This window comes from Paraburkholderia sp. 40 (assembly GCF_050434105.1).
Classification (GTDB): domain Bacteria; phylum Pseudomonadota; class Gammaproteobacteria; order Burkholderiales; family Burkholderiaceae; genus Paraburkholderia; species Paraburkholderia tuberum.
The window spans coordinates 469,642-485,742 of record NZ_JBNPVY010000004.1 but is presented as its reverse complement, the minus strand read 5'-3'; the positions used below and the strand labels follow the sequence as shown (position 1 = coordinate 485,742).

Sequence of the window (16,101 nt, the reverse complement as noted above, 5' to 3'; positions counted from 1 at the left end):
GTCATTGCACCTGCTGCTTTCTGCTCTTCTGCTCCACTGCGATTTGCACCGGAAACTGCCTGGGTCCGGCTCGTTCGACGCCAGCCGACGCGCGTCCGCCTGATCGCATGTCGACACTCGCGTCGGGACGCCGGATGTGCATCGTGCCAACGAACTACTGCGAGGCATTCTAACACCCGTGTCGGGCACCACGCGGGCCTGCGGCGGTGGTTGGGACGCATAGTGCGCCGGGCTCGCCGCGAGGTTGAATCGCGTTCGGCAAATCGCTTGACAGGTCGGGACCTGACGTTATAATGGCGCTCTTTGCTGTTCATCATCTGCCCAGGTGGCGAAATTGGTAGACGCACTAGGTTCAGGTCCTAGCGGTGGCAACACTGTGGAGGTTCGAGTCCTCTCTTGGGCACCATCAGTTGTTCCGGCGTAAGCCGTAGTAGTCCGAGAAACCCCGTAAGATCAACGTCTTACGGGGTTTTTTGTTGCCTGCAGCGCCGTTACGTTCCGCTGACGTCGATCATTTTTACGTATACTCTTGCGTATACCAGATTCGGGGGCTTTTCCATGCCCAGACGCGTCGATTCGAAGTCGGAATTGGTCTTCCGCGCCGCCAAGCCGCGCGCGCAACCTTACCTGCTCGCTGATGGCAATGGCCTTGCACTCCGAGTCCGGCCAACCGGTACCCGGACGTGGCTGTTGCGATATCGGCGACCGGGCACCGGCAAGGAAAACTTCCTCAGCCTCGGTCCCTACCCTGACATCTCGCTCGTGGATGCACGTAAAGCGGCCACCATCGCGCGCAACCTCGTACGCGAAGGCACCGATCCCGTCGAGCACCGGAGAGCCGAGTCAGCGGCGCGAAAGCGCGCAGCCGAAGGCGCGTTTCAGCTCGTGGCACAGAAGTGGCTCGCATTCAAACGCAAGGAGTGGGCCGACGAGACCTACCGGAAGGCCGAGTTCGTGGTGCGCGAGTACCTGAGTCCGGCGCTTGGCAACAAGCCGATCGCGACGCTGGCTACGCCCGAGGTAAAACCCGTGCTGGAAGCGATTGCGGCGCACGCGCCGAACCTCGCCACGAAGGCGCGGCAGTACGTCGGCGGCATCGTGACCTACGCAATACAACACGGTCTAAGAGAAGACGGTGTTCCGCTGTCGCTGCGCGGCGTGATCCCGCGGCACAAGAAAGGCCACATCCCGGCAATCACGAAACCTGCCGAGATCGCGCCGCTTGTACAAGCCATTAACAGCTACAAGTCGCCGATCACACGGGCCGCCCTGAAATTGACCATGCTTACCGGCCTGCGCCCCGGGGTAGTCGCTGCCGCACCTTGGGATGAAATGGATCTCGATGTGGCCGAATGGCACGTCCCGGCCGGCCGGATGAAGATGCAACACGAGCACATCGTGCCACTGCCGAAGCAAGCGGTTGAGTTACTCGAGGAGCTCGAGGCTCTGACCGGCCGCGGACACTACATGTTCCCCTCACCCGCGCGCCAGAAGACGCCGCATTTGCACCGGGATGCCTTAAGCAAGGCATTGCGCGAGATGGGCTTCCAGGGAAAGCATGCAACTCACGGATTCCGCGGCATGCTACGCACCGTGGGCAGGGAGCGGCTAGGCATCGACATTGACATTCTGGAGGCACAACTCGCGCACGCAAAACGAGGGGACGTGCAGAAGGCATATGACAGGACAACGTTCGACGATGACCGTCGCCGCGTGATGCAAGAGTGGGCTGATTACATTGACCGGCTCTGCAACGCGAAGCCGTAATTGAGCCGAGCGATGACGATGCCATCGCTACTTGGAGCACCGCCCATTCTCATTCAATAACTTCTCGCTCGTCTTGGGCACCCTCCCCACTCGATCGTCAATCGGTGACGGGGACCCTTGTGTATACGGCTTCTCCGGCCGGTCGGGAGTGACGATACCGTCAGCCATACCGAAAAATCCAGTCGGCAGTTTTCAGCTCTGGACAGACTGCAACAGAGAATCCACGCGCACTTTCCTTCAAACATCGCGAACACAGGGCATCCGAATGCCGACTTCTTCAGGAATAGAAGCCATGATCCCAACTGCGGCCATGTTACCGACCGGAAACGATGCAAACCGTGCTGCAACCCCGGCGAGCGCAGCGCAGCGGCCGCTCGACCGGAAGATGCTGCGCAACCACGACTGGCAAGTGTCTCAATCTTCAGCAGGCGCGATCAAACTCATGTCAAGGGCAATTGTGCGTATCGCGAAACCCCGCATCGGGGAGCCCGCGCGATTCTCAGAGCCGATCAGGACACGCTAGCACGCGTCGGGCTGAGTCGGAGTTCGCCTCCATGGCGGGCCGTCGTCCCGGCGCGCTCCACGTCGGCTTTCAAGGTACAACGGCCATTCGTCTACTCGCACAGGGAGACTGGAGTTCGGCCAATGCGGTCATTGGGCCGATCGTCAGCCAAGGGTCGCTATAGATTGCTCTGCGGTCGTTGGGCGACCTGTCACTTCGAATGACAACTTTCGCCCAGCCAGAGGACGGCACCCGACCCTCAAGGGACGGTGGACACAGGTAGGCCCGATCGACCGGTACAGGCTGCAAACGATCATCGGCTCCCTAACCAGCGTATACGCCTGGACGGGGGCCGCCTCGTGCTCGGGGCATGCGCTGCTTGAACTTCCCAAGGGACGCAGTCCGTAACTCGCAACCCAGCGCTGTCCCTCGTACTACACGACGCTGAAGGGCCGCAGTCAAATCTACGTCGACAGTGTGCCCTGGCGCTCAATCTCGTTGCCGACTCAACCTGTCAGTTAGCCAGATCTATAAGTTTGGAAGGTTGCGGCAATCATTCTTTCATTAAGCATAGCTAAAGTCACAGCAGTCGTACCCACGTTGTGCCATGCAGAGAGCCAGAAAACTCAACCGATTTCTTCAAAACATTCGGAGTCTGTACATGCAAACAATTTTCCTGCGACCCGCGACTGCCCTCACCCTGATCGCCGCCAGCATGGCGACACAAGCGGCCCATGCACGCGAGTTCGAGCCCGGCAACCTGGTCGTCAGCCGCAGTGTTTATAGCAATCTGTCGAGCAACGTTCAAACCGGCACGGTGCTGCCGCCGGGCTGCGCAACCACGCAAAGCGGCTGCTCGGCAGCGACCGGCGCGCCGAACGACGGTACCTATCCGTACGTGTGGAACAACGTGATCTATGACCCGAGCTTCGGCATCACTGCGCGAGCCTACCTCGACCAGATCACGCCGCGCGGCGAACTCGTCAACACGCTTGAGGTGCCGAACAGCGTGCATCCGGGCCAGGGTGGCGACCAGATGGTGACGAGCTTCACGTCGAAGTCGGAAATGGCGCTGAATCTGTCGACGGACGGCAAGTACCTGACGTTCATGGGTTACGTCGCTCCGGTCGACATGATCGATGCGTCTAACTCGAACACGCCGGGCGCGGTCGATCCGACCAACCCGGTCGGCCAGAACGTCTATCGCGCAGTGGCGCGTGTTGATGAGAACGGCCAGTTCAAGTTCACGGAAACCAACGCGTACAGCGGCAACAACGGCCGTGCCGCGATCCTGAACGACAGCAACGGCCAGAACATCATCTACACGGCTGGCAACGCAGGCAATGGCGGGAACCCGCAGCCGAACGGCATCGTGCTTGGCGCTGGCGCGCAGGTGCTCGACACATCGAGCCAGCACGAAGCACAGCAAACGCCGGGCACGCCGACGCCCGTCGGCAGCTTTTCCGTTACCGAACTCGGTGCAAAGGCCGACAAGATCGGCAAGGACGACAATTTCCGCGGTCTGACGATCTACAACAACGTGCTGTACTACACGAAGGGCAGCGGCAGCAACGGCGTGAACACCGTGTATTTCCTCGATACGACGGGGACCGCATGCCTGTCGGGCGTGGGCGTGCCGGCCCCGAACGCGACGCTGCCGACCAGGCCGCTCACGTTTAGCGCCGCGACGCTGCAAACCAACGGCCTTCCGAGCAACATGTGCGTGCTCGCCGGCTTCCCGACCACGCCGAACAAGTCGGCGAACCCGACGCACTACCCGTTCGGCCTGTGGTTCGCGGATAAGAACACGCTGTACGTGGCGGACGAAGGCGACGGCTACGCGGGCGGTTCGGACCTGTACACGCATGCAGCCGCGCAGCCGCTCGCTGGCCTGCAGAAGTGGGTGTACAACGCGGGGACGAAGAGTTGGACGCTGGCGTACACGTTGCAGAAAGGCCTGAGCCTCGGCCAACAGTACACGGTGAACGGCTATCCGACCGGATCGAACGTGGCAACGGGTCTGCCGTGGGCACCGGCAACCGACGGCCTGCGTAACCTGACGGGCACTGTCGAGAGCGACGGCACTGTAATGCTGTGGGCGATCACGTCGACCGTCAGCGGCAACGGCGACACAGGCGCGGACCCGAACAAGCTGGTGGCAATCCGCGATTTGCTGAAGAACACGACCGCTGCGGGCGCCGCCCAGGAACAGTTCGTCACGGTGCGTAGTGCAGGGTTTGCGGAAGTGCTGCGCGGCGTTTCGTTCACGCCGACGCACTGAAGCCGGCATGGGCCGTATGACGGTCCTGGCTTGACGGGAGGGTGGCCGGGAATTTCCTGGCCGTTCTTTCGTTCAGCTTCTTTCCCGAGGGGCACGCCGCTTCGGCAATCGCCTGCCCGAATCGAGGCTGCGTCTCATTGAGTGTGCTCATGTGAGAATGCCGCCCGGTCGCTTCGAATTCCCGCCACGTGAATCCAGCTCGAATTATCCTGTGGCCGCCGACGCGCTGGTATTCATCGACACGCGACGATCCGTTGTCCGGTAGGTACTGTTGAAAAAGTCGCTGCGTGGCTTTTTCAGCTCTCCCGCGAGAAAATCGACCTCTCAGATCGGCCTACAGGCCGCGCGCGCTTGCCGGTCAAGGGCAAAAAGACCCCTGAACACCTCTCGAGAGAGAAGGTCAGCGACTTTTTCAACAGTATCCGGTGCGGACCAGACGTTCGAATGCCCACGTGAAAGCGCGGTCGAGCGACCGGAAATGGCCGGTTGCACCCGCTGAGCTAGGGAGTTCGGACCTCAGGCTATCCATGTTGCGCACGTGATCCGCGAGGCAATGCTTCGAGCGATGGTATCCAGTGCTCGCAGCATAGAGCCCTCACTTTGGCGTGGTCTCCAACCTCACCCCTGCTCGTACAAAAAGCCGCCATGCATATACTTGGTAGCTTCCGCTCCAAGCGCGAGCACACGTGTACCCGACGCGAGGCCGCGCTCGCGCAGTTGCGCGAGCGCGAGCCAGATTGCAGCCGAGCCAGTATTGCCGACCCGGTCGGCATTTACAAACACCTTGTCAGATGGCACGTCGAAATGAGCTGCCAGTTGCACGCCAATACGCCCGCTCGTCTGATGCGGAATGATCCAGTCGACCTCATCCAGCGCAACACCCTGCTTCTCCGCCGCCGCAACCCCTGCGTCGAACAGCACCGTGCCCGTCTCCGCGATCCGCTTATAGTCGTGAACGAACGCGAGCGGCAACGCGCTCGGCGCGGAATAATCCGCGCCGAGCGCGCGCATCTCGAGCCCCGGAGCCCTGTGCAGGCCGAGTGCGCCGAACCACACGGCACGCAGTCGCGATGCGCCGGGCCGGGCCGGCCCGAGCACGACCGCCGCCGCAGCATCGCCCATCTGCGCAAGGTTCACGCGCTGACCACGATCGTGCGTCGCAGAAGCCGGATCGAAGAACAGCGAACCGGTCTCCGAGCCTACGATCGCGACCGGCCGCGCATCGGGATAGGCGAGCATCCCGAACGCGATCAGCAACGCGTTCGCGAACCCGGTACACGCCTGGCGCAACTCGACATGCGGGCCCATGTAGTCCAATTCGTCCGCGACCAGCGCGATATTCGACGGCAGCGGTTGCGCGGGCGTCGCCGTGTGACCGATCAGATAGCCAAGTTCGCCGGGATCGAGCCCGGCCTCGTCCAGTGCGCGACGCACGGCGCGCGCGGCAAGTTCCGGGTTGCGAGCGCCGGGAAGTGGCGCCTCGGCGCGCGCCCGGAATGCGCGGCTGACGTGGCGCGTGTCGATCGAAAGGCGGCGCGCGGTCGCGATCATCGCACGTGCGCTGAGGCCGGGCGCAAGCGCGCCGACCCGCTCGAACAGGCAGCGGTTGTCAAGCGGCGCACCGGGCAGCGCGAAACCTGTGCCGAGCACCGTTACGCTGCCGCGCGCATACGCATTGCGCTTCGTGTCGTGCGCGCCGTCCATTAAAGCAACCCTCCAGGCAAGCGCGCCACGTCGCGAATTAGCGCGTCGGGGTCGACGCGCAACAGGTCGAACGTCGCACCGCGCAGGCTCAGCAACGCCGCGAGCGCCTCGCGCGCAGCGGCGCCCGAACTACGCAGCCGTTCGGCGCTGCCGCGCTTGCTCACGATGGTACGCGTCACCGCGACGTGGCGCGCCTCGTCGCGACGGATCCTGTGAAACAGTTGCACCAGCGCCGGATCCTGCGCGAGAGCCGTGCGCGGCGACGTGAGCCGCGACAAAACCGTACAGACCGCCGCATCGACCGCAGCGATCCGCGCAAGATGCAGTGTCTGATCGCGCGCGAACATGCGCAGATGAAAACTCCGTGCCGCGCTGCGCAGCGCGGCACCGTCAGCCGATTGCGGCAGCCGCTCGCACAGTTGCTGCAGCAGCGCATCATGCACGCGCTCTTCGGCTTCGATCATGTGCAGCGCGGCCGCCTCGGCGCGTTGCGCAGGGTCCACATCCGCGCGGTCCGCAAGCCGACCGAATGCAAGGGTGGCCGCTTCCTCTCCACAGCGGAGCAGCGGCAACACGTCGGCGAGCGCCCGCGCGGTCCGTTCATCGAGCCGAGGCGCCGTGACGTCTGCGCTGCGCGAGCGGGGTGGCCGCTGCGGCACCGTAAAACATGCAGGTGCCGCGGCGGTATGGGCTTCATTGTCGAGAATTGCCATAGCCAATTGCGCCTCAGTCCAATCGCACTTGGCGGCATGCTCGACTGCGGACGCAATGAGCACGCCAGGCCGTGTGCACTACAAGCGGGTGGTCAAGTCCGTCAGCCAGTCCGGCGAGACGGCGAGCACCAGCACTTCGAACTGGTGGTCGAGACCGGTGATGATCAGCAGCCCCAACGCGATCAGCAGGCCGCCGAAGATGCGATTGCCGTTGCCGCCGACGCGTATCAGCGCTTCGCGCCAGCGCGGCACGAAGCCGCGCGCAGCCAGTGCAATGACCACCAGCATCGTCGCGATGCCGGTCCCGAACGCCAGGATGGTCAGCGCGGCCACGCCGACGTCATGCCCTGCACTCGCGAGCGCGGTCGCCGCTCCGAGCGTCGGGCCGACACAGGGACTCCATACGACGCCGAGCAACGCGCCGATCGCGGCCTGGCCCAGCACGCCATAGCTTTCGAGATGCGTCTGGCTGCGGCTCGCCCACGCAGCGACGGGCGCGAGGATCCGGCCGAACGCCGCAGTTGTGCGTTTGAACAGCATCGCGAGGCCGGCCAGCACGATCACGACCGCGCCGGTTATCCGCACGACGTCCGCGTCGATCCCGCTCGACACGCCTGCAATCGCCACCGCCAGCGCGACCGACGTGAACGACACCACCAGCCCCACGGCCAGCGCGAGAGGTCCCCAACGGTTGTTCTGGGCCGCGCTGCCGAGCACGATCGGCACCAGTGGCAGCACGCACGGCGAAAGTATCGTCAGCGCGCCCGCTGCATAACCGAGCGACAACAGGTTGAGAAAGGCCACCATGATCAATGCACCGCACTATCGAGCAACGCCTCGATCTTCTCGGAGTTGGTCTGAAACGCCAGCCTGCCGGTCTCGGTCTGCCCGCGATACGCGATCAAGGTGCCCTGCTTCGAAACGCCAAGGCGCCTCCATTCATCCTTTTGCTTGTCGTAGTTGAGTTGAAAGACGACCAGCTTGTCATAGCGTGGCGAGGCGACGATCTTCTTGATCGTGCGGTTTTGCGATGCGCAGACTGGACACCACCAGGCTTGCACGTCGATCAGCACTGGTTCGCCGGCGGCCTGTGCAGCAGCGAACGCGCTGCTTTCGAACTCACGAAAGTCGGCTGCATGCGCGGGGGCTGCGACCGAAATGGCAGTGCACACTGCCAGTGCGACACGTGAAGTCAGCTTCATCGGATTCTCCTGTAGATCGATGACTGGCTCCGTTGGCGTCACGCATGCGAGCGAACCACTATCGCTGTGAATCACGCGGGGTACGGAGTCGACCGATTCAGCCATTCATGCCCTAAATGCCGTGCGGCGAACGTCTTGTCGCGACGGCGGTACGGTTAAGTCGGCGGACAACGGCCGCAATGACAGGCGGGCGATAAAAATATCTTTGCGAAGGAAAGACGATCGTCGCAAAGCGGGGTGATCGTCCTTTTTCGTTCCTATTCTCTGAAATGCGATATGAGCCGTCGTTCTCAAGAAAGCGCCTGTGAACAATGGACTTCTTATCGAATGATGCTGCCATCAAACGAAGCCTTAGTATTGCGAGCGCGCTCCTTTCCGACGGCCTCAATGCCCTCTGTATAGGCTTAACAACTGCATCTGCATTTCCATTATCGATCGCTGATACTTCGTATCGACCTGCATGATGGCTTCGCGATGCTCCATCTCCATCTGCATCATCCTTGTCTTGATCTGTACGACCTGGTCGCGCTGCCCGGGCGCTAACTTGTCCATCGCGATGACGACCTCCGTGCCGGACGGGGCAACATACATCTCATTGCCGCCGACGCCCTGCGCATTCGCAGTCGCGCCAAACGCGAGGACAAGCGGCACCGCCGCACACATCATCAATTTGCGTATCGTAAGCATGGAAACTCCAATCAGCTGTGAAGGCATGAATCCATTTGCGCTTCGGCAAACATGTGTGATTCATGCCCGGACTCCGTATCAAATGACGCTGCCGGCAAACGACACGGCAGCCCCGATTTTGAAGTGCCGGAATTGCACAGCCTTCGCAACGGCGAGCAGACGCATCAATAGCCTGTTCGACGCACGCTGGCACCTTCATTGAACCCGCACTTCTGAGGGATATTCTGGCCGACGAAATTCACGTGACGATCAAAGAAAGATCACGTGTTCATCACGAATACCGGAGGGGGAAGACGAGGCGAAGCTCTTACCGGGTGATTGCCGCGGAGCTGCCAGCGCTGGTGGCATAGGTCCGTGCCAAGCGGTCCAGGACTGTCTTGCGCTCGATTTCCACGGCGGCGCGCGCAGTGAAGATCGAATAGACGGAATCCATCACCATATCCTCTTCCTTCATTTCCTTTTCGTCGAAGAAGGCCATGTGGCCGATGACCTGCCGCTCGCTGTTGAAGATTGGAAGTCCATAGTAGCTCTCGAACTTTTCGTCACGCGGAAATAGCTTGCCGACCCCTTTCGGGTGAAACGCGGGCAGTTGCAGGCTGAAGACCGCCTCGCAAGGTGTACCCGCCAGTTCAAACTCGAAGTTCTCGCGGAAGCCGTCCTGAAACCAGAATGCGAGCGTATGGACGCTCTTCGGCGGCCAGTCAGTGCACTCGGTGACGAACGCGCATGACACATCGAGCGCTCCTGCGAAGTGACGCACCAGCGTACGGAAAAAATCCTCACCGCATGTGCCCGAGGTTCCCTCAACGATATGCTGAAGGACATTTTCGATCCGCCTCACGCGCGTCACGTCCGTGTCGAGTGCGATGAGGCGCGACGCCCGGCCGTTCGCGTGGCGGATCACGCTGCCGAGCGAGTTCACCCAGCGGTAGTGGCCGTCCTTGTGCAAGAGCCGCAACTGTTGTTCATAGCGCGGCGTCGCGCCGTCCAGGTAAGACTTCAGCGCCGCCTCGACTGACGAAACGTCGGCCGGATGAATACGCTGCAACCACGCCTGCCTCGTATTCGGCAGTTCGTCATCGTCGTAGCCGAGCATGCCCTTCCAGCGAGGCGACAGGAAGAAATCGTTGGTCTGAAGATTCCACTCCCAAAGGCCATCGTCGGAAGTGCGCATCGCGAGCGCGTAGCGCTCTTCGCTGGACCTGAGCGCGACGTCAATCTGTCTGCGCTGCTCTGTCCCGAGTTCCAGCGTCCGCTCGAGATTTGCTGCCTTGTCATGGAGTGAGCCGAGCGCCATCCGGACCTGTTCAATCTCATCGGACGCGTGAGGCATCGGGCCAGCAAGCGTTTTTGTTTCGCTCTCGTTTGAATATGCCTGGACGATCGCGCTCAACGGGCGCCGCACGTATGCGTCGATGGCCAGGCTGGCGGCTGCGAGGAGCACTGCCAGGCCAGCGGCAACGACGACCAGCACGCCTGTCCGAGTCGCGATCGTTGCCGCGCCAGGCACCCAGCCCACCGCCAGATAAACCAGCATGAGCAATCCACAAATTGCTATCGGAAGCAGCAGCTTTCGTTTGAGGTCCATATGCAATTCCTGGACAGAAAACCGCACGTCGAAAGACGATGGCGGTGATACCCGAATACTTCGATTCAAGCGGTGCGGGATGCAGCCTGGGAGCGGCGCGCCTGGGGCGTCATGGCTACTCCGTGAGAGCCCGCCGCAATTCTTTGACGGGGTGCATTGGCCAGCCGTGCGGCCCGATGTCGCCGAACGCGACACAAACACTACACCGGCGTGATCATTTTGTGATTTTTATAGGCGAAAGTACACGGGAGCGAGCCAACCCAGCGACGGGATTTTCTGATGCAACCGCTAAATAGCCGATTTGAAGTGCCTGCTGAGATTCCGTGTCGGGTCGGCATCGGACTTCGCGCGCCGCATTATCGGCAGATCTTGTCCGAGCGGCCGGCAATCGGATGGATGGAAGTACATAGCGAAAACTATTTCGGCGACGGCGGCCAGCCGCTGCACTACCTCCAGCGGATCCGCGATGCCTATCCACTGAGCCTGCACGGGGTCGGCTTATGCCTCGGCACGACCGATCACCTCGACAGGGACCACCTCAGGCGCTTGCGCGTGCTTGTCGAGCGCTTCGAGCCCGGGCTCGTGTCGGAGCACCTGAGCTGGGGAGTAGTCGCCGGACGTTTCCTGAACGACCTGCTGCCGCTGCCTTATACGGAGGAAGCGCTCGCTGTGCTGTGTGAGCATGTTCACGAAGCCCAGGATTATCTGGGGCGGCAGATTCTTGTCGAGAACGTATCGAGCTACATCCGCTTTCGTCACTCGACTATCCCGGAGCACGAGTTCGTCACTGAGCTTGCGGCGCGCACGGACTGCGGGATTCTCCTCGACGTCAACAATGTCCACGTCAACGCAGTGAATCACGGGATCGATCCTCTGCGTTATCTCGAGGCGATGCCGGTTCACGCAGTAAAGGAAATCCATCTGGCGGGTTTTGACCGCGTCCACGACCTGCTGATCGATACACACGGGCAGCGTGTGGCCGAGCCGGTGTGGAGGCTTTATCGACGCGCGGCAAAGCGTTTCGGCGCGGTGCCGACGCTGATCGAATGGGATACAGATATTCCCGAGCTCGCTGTCCTGCTCGACGAGGCCGGCAAGGCCAGCGCCATCCTCGGAGACGAACATGCCGTCTCTGCGTGAACTTCAACTCGACTTTGCCGCGGCGATCGTCGATCAGGACGCATCCCGCATGCGGGAACATGTGCAGACAGGCGGCGCCCCGGTCGATGAACGGCTGGATGTCTATTTCCACAACATGTACTACAACCTGAGGGAAGTGTTGCGTGAGGTCTTCCCGGTCATCGAACGGCTGGTCGGCGAGCGCTTCTTTGATTACGCCGCCGACCGGTATATCAGCGAGCATCCTTCGACGAGCGGTGACGTGCATCGGTTCGGTGCCACCTTTGCAACGTTTCTGGCCGGCTTCGCTCCCGCGGCATCGCTGCCATACCTTTTCGACACCGCAAAACTGGAGTGGGCAATGCACGAGGTCTTTCATGCCGCTGACTGCCCGCCACTCGCAATCAGCCGTCTTGCCCGCATCGTGCAAACCGACTGCACGACGCTGCGCTTCATGCTGAATCCCGCTTGCCGTCTGCTTGCGTCACGCTTTCCAGTGTCACGCATCTGGTGCGTCAATCAGCCGATGGCCACCGGCTCCGAATCTTTGAACGCAGATAGCGGAGGCGAATTCCTGTTGATCCGGCGCCGCAATTTCGCGGTCGAAGCGCGGCCGCTCGAACCAGCGGCGTTCACAATGCTGCAGACGCTGCACGCAGGCGCAACCGTTGAAAAGGCATACGACGACGCCCTGCTCGTCGATAGTGGATTCCAGTTGGGAGCGTTCATACAGCAGCACATCCTGGAAGCGACGATTGTCGACTTCGACGCAGGGAACGCCTCATCATGAGGCTGACCGTGCTGGGTTGCAGCGGCGGCATTGGCGCCGGCCTGCGCACCACGGCTATGCTTCTCGACGACGACGTACTGATCGATGCGGGAACGGGCGTGGGCGATCTGTCGATCGAGGCGCTGTCGCGCATCGAAGCCGTGTTTCTCACGCACAGCCATCTTGACCATGTGTGTTCGGTTCCGTTTATCGCCGATGCAGTCGGCCGTCTGCGCGAAACGCCTCTGAAGATCTATGGCCTCAGGCAAACACTTGACACGCTACGGGCCCACGTGTTCAACAATCTTCTATGGCCCGATTTGACGCAATTGCCACACCCTGATCGCCCCTTCGTGCAGTGCTGCGAGATCGCTTGCGGAGAAACTGTACGGGTTGGACAACGGGCGATCACGCCGTTGCCCGCAAGCCATATAGTGCCCGCCGTCGGCTATCAGATCGACAGCGGTGCTGCGAGCGTCGTTTTCACCGGCGATTCCGGCCCAGACGACGATCTATGGGAAGCGATCAACGCGATCGGCAACTTGCGCTACCTGATCATCGAAACCGCATTTTGCCAACGCGACTACGACTTCGCCGTCGTCTCCCAGCACTTGTGCCCGAGCCTGCTCGCGGACGAACTGGCCAAGCTGCGGGTTCCCGCTGAAGTCTACATCACGCATCTGAAGCCGAGCGATCGCGCCGTCACGATAATACAAGTGACGGACGTGGCTGGACGATTCTTGCCGAAAGCGCTGCGGGAAGGACAAGTATTCGAGTTCTGAGAGACGCGCCACGCGCATTACGCTACCGCCAGATCCACGATAAACGTCGTGCCAAGCCCCGGCGCGCTTTCGACCTGAATGTCTCCGCCGTGCAGTTCGACGATACGGCGCGTGATGGCAAGCCCAAGCCCGGCGTTGCCGGTGCCGCCGGATTCGGAGCGGTCCACGCGATAGTAGCGATCGAAGATATTGTGCAGTTCCTCGCCACGAATTCCCTCGCCGGTATCGCGCACACGCAGTTCCACGCGCGCTCCCGCTGGACGGACCTCGACTCCGATCTCCCCACCCACTGGCGTATAGCGCATTGCGTTCTCAATGAGGTTTTCCAGCACCCGCTCGATCATGCCGATATCGGCGCGCACGGGCGGACAATCAGGCTCGCACTTCGCGACCAGAGTGATCTGACACTTCTGGGCCTTCAACGCGAACTTCTGCACCACATCTTGTGCCAGTTCCGCGATCGGGAAGGTCTCGATCTGCGGATTCACTTCGTGCGCCTCGAGCTTCGTCAATTCGAACAGATCCTGCACCAGCTTGCCCAATCGTTCGCAGTGTTTTACCGCTACCTGCAGGTAGCGGTTTCTTTCTTCGGACGTCAATTCGTCCGCCCTGATCAGCATGGTTTCGAGGTAGCCCTGCATTGACGCGAGCGGCGTGCGCAAGTCATGCGAGACGTTCGCGAGTAACTCGCGCCGTTGCCGGTCAACCTGTTCAAGTTGCCCCAGTTGCATGGCGATGCGCTCCGACATCGCCTGGAATGCGGCGCTCAGCCGATAGATCTCATCGTCGAGTTTGCCAGGCAGTGTGAGTGGAACCGGCGTCGTGAAGCCGCTCGCACGAAACGCTTCGATGGATTCCGACAACATGCGCAGCCGGACAGTCAGAAACCGGAAGACGATCAACGCTGCGATCAGGCTGAACACGACCGTTCCAACCATAAGGTTGGTTGCAAGCCCAAAAAGCCGCTGCTCCTCGAACATCTTCTGCGAGGCGAGGATCATGATCGCGCCGATCGCGACGAACACCGTCATCAGCACGATCGCGAGCTTGCCGTACAGCGTTCGGTACATGAGCGGATCAGCCTTTCGAAGCGTTGCGAAACTTGTAGCCGACACCCCACACGGTTTGAATATAGTCGGGATCGTTGGGGTTGATTTCGATCTTTGCGCGAAGACGGTTGATGTGCGAATTGACGGTGTGCTCGTAGCCGCTATGGCTGTAGCCCCAGACCTCATCCAGCAACTGGCTGCGACTATAGACGCGCCCGGGATTCTGCGCGAAATGCAGCAGAAGCTGAAACTCCTTCGCCGTAAGACAGACGGGCTCGCGGCGCACCGTCACCTCGCGTTTCTCGATATCGATTCTGAGGTCCTTCGTTTCGATCAACTTCGGTGCGTCCGCCGGCGGATTGACAAGCATGTCGACGAGCCGGAACAGCGCTTTGACCCGTGCGACGAACTCAAGGACGCTGAACGGCTTGGTCAGATAGTCATCGGCGCCCATCTCCAGCCCCAGCACGCGGTCGAGTTCTGTGGAGCGCGCAGTGAGCATCAGTATCGGCGTATAGCGCGGCTGACTGCGCAAGCGTCTGCAGATTTCCAGGCCGTCGACACCCGGCAGCATGAGATCGAGCACGAGGAGATCGTACGGTTGGGCGAGCGCCTCGGCGAGCCCTGCCTTGCCGTCGTTGCACACAGTTACCTCACACGACTGCCTGGTCAGTTCCAACTTGACCAGTTGCGCGATGTCGTCTTCGTCCTCGATCACCAGAACATGACGTGACACGGCTTCACCTCTTTCGTGCGTGAAGGCGCAGACGCGGTTCGACGAACTGGACTTCGTGGCTTGGCGACCCATGCCGCTTCGGTCAGCGCTTCCTGATCATTCTAGTCCTTGCCGCACCGCGATCCAACCTGGGATGGCCCTGCGAACCCATGCAGCGTCCGTCGTTACAGAAAATTGATTTTTTGCGGACAAGGGCGTGAGTTCCGTTTTGCACACTGCTTACCAGAGACAGGCAAACGGTCTGTCCGAGTCCCAACCCATCTTGGAGAACTGATCATGAAGAAGGAACGCATCATTCACGGCGCCCTCGCAAGTCTGCTCGCGTTTGGCGTAGTCGGAGTCAGCACCCACGCATTTGCCGCCGACTTCGAAAAGTGCGCGGGCATTGCGAAGGCCGGCAAGAACGATTGCGGCACCAGCAAAAGCTCATGTGCGGCGACGGTGAAGATCGACCGCGACGCGGAAGCATGGGTGCTCGTGCCCAAAGGCACCTGCGACAAGATCTCCGGCGGTCATCTGCAGTTGTCGCAGGATGCCAAGCCAGGCGGCAAGAGCGGCGTGCTCAGCCCGGCAGCCAAGGCGGCCCAGGGCTGACCCGCGGCGCCGCCCCGTCAACGTCCGGTCCGGCACGCGCCAGAGCCGCGTGCCGCCTGGCATCACGAATCGAGGACCCGAAATGAAGTCGTCATCCACCCCGTCCGGAATCACGTCGGCCGCCTCCGGCCTCCTCCCAATGCGAGCCGTCGTCGCCGGCAAGGCAGTCATCGGCATGCTGGAAGTTCTCACCCCCGTGCTCGATCTGGGCATCCGCATCATGATCGGCCTCGTCTTCTTCCAGTCGGGCCTGACCAAGATCGCGAGCTGGGCGACGACGCTCGCGCTATTTCACAGCGAATATTCCGTGCCGTTGCTGCCGCCGGCGCTCGCCGCCTATATGGGCACAGCGGCGGAACTGGGCTTCCCGGTGTTGCTGGTGCTCGGTCTAGGCACACGCGGCGCGGCTTTCGGTCTGTTCATCTTCAACATCATCGCGGTGCTTTCGTATCCGGGACTGAGCGACGCCGGCCTGAGGGATCACCAGTATTGGGGCGTCCTCCTTCTCGTCATCCTGCTGCATGGACCGGGCAAGCTTTCCCTCGATTACCTCCTCAGCCGTCACATTCGGCGCGCGCTGAATCGCGACTCGATGTAACACGGACAAG

15 protein-coding genes and 1 tRNA gene are annotated in these 16,101 nt (G+C 61.4%); 8 read left to right on the top strand and 8 right to left on the bottom strand.

Going from position 1 to position 16,101, the window contains the following annotated elements; translation table 11 throughout:
• Positions 1-319: 319 nt before the first annotated feature.
• From OKW28_RS23905 to OKW28_RS23895, 3 genes are all read left to right on the top strand, one after another.
• Positions 320-406, top strand: a tRNA-Leu gene (locus OKW28_RS23905).
• Between the two features lie 152 nt (positions 407-558).
• Positions 559-1,767 carry a tyrosine-type recombinase/integrase gene (locus OKW28_RS23900; RefSeq protein WP_429449457.1) on the top strand — a complete coding sequence of 403 codons (1,209 nt, stop codon included), beginning with the start codon at positions 559-561 and terminating at the stop codon, positions 1,765-1,767.
• A gap of 1,163 nt (positions 1,768-2,930) precedes the next feature.
• Complete coding sequence (locus OKW28_RS23895; protein ID WP_429449454.1) at positions 2,931-4,550, top strand: hypothetical protein; 1,620 nt, start codon at positions 2,931-2,933, stop codon at positions 4,548-4,550.
• A 618-nt stretch (positions 4,551-5,168) separates the two neighbouring features.
• Here OKW28_RS23895 and OKW28_RS23890 read toward each other — a convergent pair.
• From OKW28_RS23890 to OKW28_RS23865, 6 genes are all read right to left on the bottom strand, one after another.
• Positions 5,169-6,254 (bottom strand): 3-oxoacyl-ACP synthase III family protein, encoded by a 1,086-nt coding sequence (locus OKW28_RS23890; RefSeq protein WP_429449452.1) that lies wholly within the window; start codon positions 6,252-6,254, stop codon positions 5,169-5,171.
• Positions 6,254-6,967 carry a hypothetical protein gene (locus tag OKW28_RS23885; protein ID WP_429449451.1) on the bottom strand — a complete coding sequence of 238 codons (714 nt, stop codon included), beginning with the start codon at positions 6,965-6,967 and terminating at the stop codon, positions 6,254-6,256. The genes OKW28_RS23890 and OKW28_RS23885 overlap by 1 nt, the downstream gene beginning before the upstream one ends.
• 78 nt (positions 6,968-7,045) lie before the next feature.
• Positions 7,046-7,774, bottom strand: a complete 729-nt coding sequence (locus tag OKW28_RS23880) for a cytochrome c biogenesis CcdA family protein (RefSeq protein ID WP_429449449.1) — start codon at positions 7,772-7,774, stop codon at positions 7,046-7,048.
• A 2-nt stretch (positions 7,775-7,776) separates the two neighbouring features.
• Positions 7,777-8,169 (bottom strand): thioredoxin family protein, encoded by a 393-nt coding sequence (locus tag OKW28_RS23875; protein ID WP_429449447.1) that lies wholly within the window; start codon positions 8,167-8,169, stop codon positions 7,777-7,779.
• 384 nt (positions 8,170-8,553) lie between these two features.
• A complete protein-coding gene (locus OKW28_RS23870) occupies positions 8,554-8,883 on the bottom strand; it encodes a hypothetical protein (protein WP_429449445.1) in 330 nt (109 codons plus the stop codon).
• A gap of 280 nt (positions 8,884-9,163) precedes the next feature.
• Entirely contained in the window at positions 9,164-10,444 is a 1,281-nt protein-coding gene (locus tag OKW28_RS23865; protein WP_429449443.1) for a PAS domain-containing protein, read from the bottom strand.
• 279 nt (positions 10,445-10,723) lie between these two features.
• On the opposite strand from OKW28_RS23865, the gene bufB reads away from it, so the two are divergent.
• Genes bufB through OKW28_RS23850 form a run of 3 tightly spaced genes read left to right on the top strand, consistent with a single transcriptional unit; the run spans position 10,724 to position 13,114 of the window.
• A complete protein-coding gene (gene bufB / locus OKW28_RS23860; RefSeq protein WP_429449441.1) occupies positions 10,724-11,584 on the top strand; it encodes an MNIO family bufferin maturase in 861 nt (286 codons plus the stop codon).
• Positions 11,568-12,353, top strand: coding sequence for a DNA-binding domain-containing protein (locus tag OKW28_RS23855; protein WP_429449439.1), 786 nt, complete (start codon positions 11,568-11,570; stop codon positions 12,351-12,353). The genes bufB and OKW28_RS23855 overlap by 17 nt, the downstream gene beginning before the upstream one ends.
• Entirely contained in the window at positions 12,350-13,114 is a 765-nt protein-coding gene (locus OKW28_RS23850; protein WP_429449437.1) for a 3',5'-cyclic-nucleotide phosphodiesterase, read from the top strand. Before OKW28_RS23855 ends, OKW28_RS23850 begins: the two co-directional genes overlap by 4 nt.
• A gap of 17 nt (positions 13,115-13,131) precedes the next feature.
• Here the strand turns inward: OKW28_RS23850 and OKW28_RS23845 are convergent, their stop codons facing one another.
• The gene (locus OKW28_RS23845; RefSeq protein ID WP_429449435.1) at positions 13,132-14,094 is read right to left on the bottom strand and encodes a sensor histidine kinase; all 963 of its coding nucleotides are present in this window, start codon (positions 14,092-14,094) and stop codon (positions 13,132-13,134) included.
• Positions 14,095-14,191: 97 nt separating this feature from the next.
• Positions 14,192-14,899, bottom strand: coding sequence for a response regulator transcription factor (locus tag OKW28_RS23840; RefSeq protein WP_429449434.1), 708 nt, complete (start codon positions 14,897-14,899; stop codon positions 14,192-14,194).
• A 276-nt stretch (positions 14,900-15,175) separates the two neighbouring features.
• Between OKW28_RS23840 and OKW28_RS23835 the strand changes: the two genes are divergently transcribed.
• The gene (locus OKW28_RS23835) at positions 15,176-15,493 is read left to right on the top strand and encodes a BufA1 family periplasmic bufferin-type metallophore (protein WP_429449432.1); all 318 of its coding nucleotides are present in this window, start codon (positions 15,176-15,178) and stop codon (positions 15,491-15,493) included.
• 82 nt (positions 15,494-15,575) lie between these two features.
• Positions 15,576-16,091 (top strand): DoxX family protein, encoded by a 516-nt coding sequence (locus OKW28_RS23830; protein ID WP_429449430.1) that lies wholly within the window; start codon positions 15,576-15,578, stop codon positions 16,089-16,091.
• The last annotated feature ends 10 nt before the right edge of the window (positions 16,092-16,101 follow it).

Excerpts from the sequence above, each read along its gene's own strand:
- OKW28_RS23870 (WP_429449445.1), bottom strand. The coding sequence starts at position 8,883 with ATGCCTTCACAGCTGATTGGAGTTTCCATGCTTACGATACGCAAATTG.
- OKW28_RS23890 (WP_429449452.1), bottom strand. The coding sequence starts at position 6,254 with ATGGACGGCGCGCACGACACGAAGCGCAATGCGTATGCGCGCGGCAGC.
- OKW28_RS23850 (WP_429449437.1), top strand. The coding sequence starts at position 12,350 with ATGAGGCTGACCGTGCTGGGTTGCAGCGGCGGCATTGGCGCCGGCCTG.
- OKW28_RS23835 (WP_429449432.1), top strand. The coding sequence starts at position 15,176 with ATGAAGAAGGAACGCATCATTCACGGCGCCCTCGCAAGTCTGCTCGCG.
- bufB (WP_429449441.1), top strand. The coding sequence starts at position 10,724 with ATGCAACCGCTAAATAGCCGATTTGAAGTGCCTGCTGAGATTCCGTGT.
- OKW28_RS23895 (WP_429449454.1), top strand. The coding sequence starts at position 2,931 with ATGCAAACAATTTTCCTGCGACCCGCGACTGCCCTCACCCTGATCGCC.
- OKW28_RS23855 (WP_429449439.1), top strand. The coding sequence starts at position 11,568 with ATGCCGTCTCTGCGTGAACTTCAACTCGACTTTGCCGCGGCGATCGTC.
- OKW28_RS23880 (WP_429449449.1), bottom strand. The coding sequence starts at position 7,774 with ATGGTGGCCTTTCTCAACCTGTTGTCGCTCGGTTATGCAGCGGGCGCG.
- OKW28_RS23865 (WP_429449443.1), bottom strand. The coding sequence starts at position 10,444 with ATGGACCTCAAACGAAAGCTGCTGCTTCCGATAGCAATTTGTGGATTG.
- OKW28_RS23845 (WP_429449435.1), bottom strand. The coding sequence starts at position 14,094 with ATGTTCGAGGAGCAGCGGCTTTTTGGGCTTGCAACCAACCTTATGGTT.
- OKW28_RS23875 (WP_429449447.1), bottom strand. The coding sequence starts at position 8,169 with ATGAAGCTGACTTCACGTGTCGCACTGGCAGTGTGCACTGCCATTTCG.
- OKW28_RS23885 (WP_429449451.1), bottom strand. The coding sequence starts at position 6,967 with ATGGCAATTCTCGACAATGAAGCCCATACCGCCGCGGCACCTGCATGT.
- OKW28_RS23900 (WP_429449457.1), top strand. The coding sequence starts at position 559 with ATGCCCAGACGCGTCGATTCGAAGTCGGAATTGGTCTTCCGCGCCGCC.
- OKW28_RS23830 (WP_429449430.1), top strand. The coding sequence starts at position 15,576 with ATGAAGTCGTCATCCACCCCGTCCGGAATCACGTCGGCCGCCTCCGGC.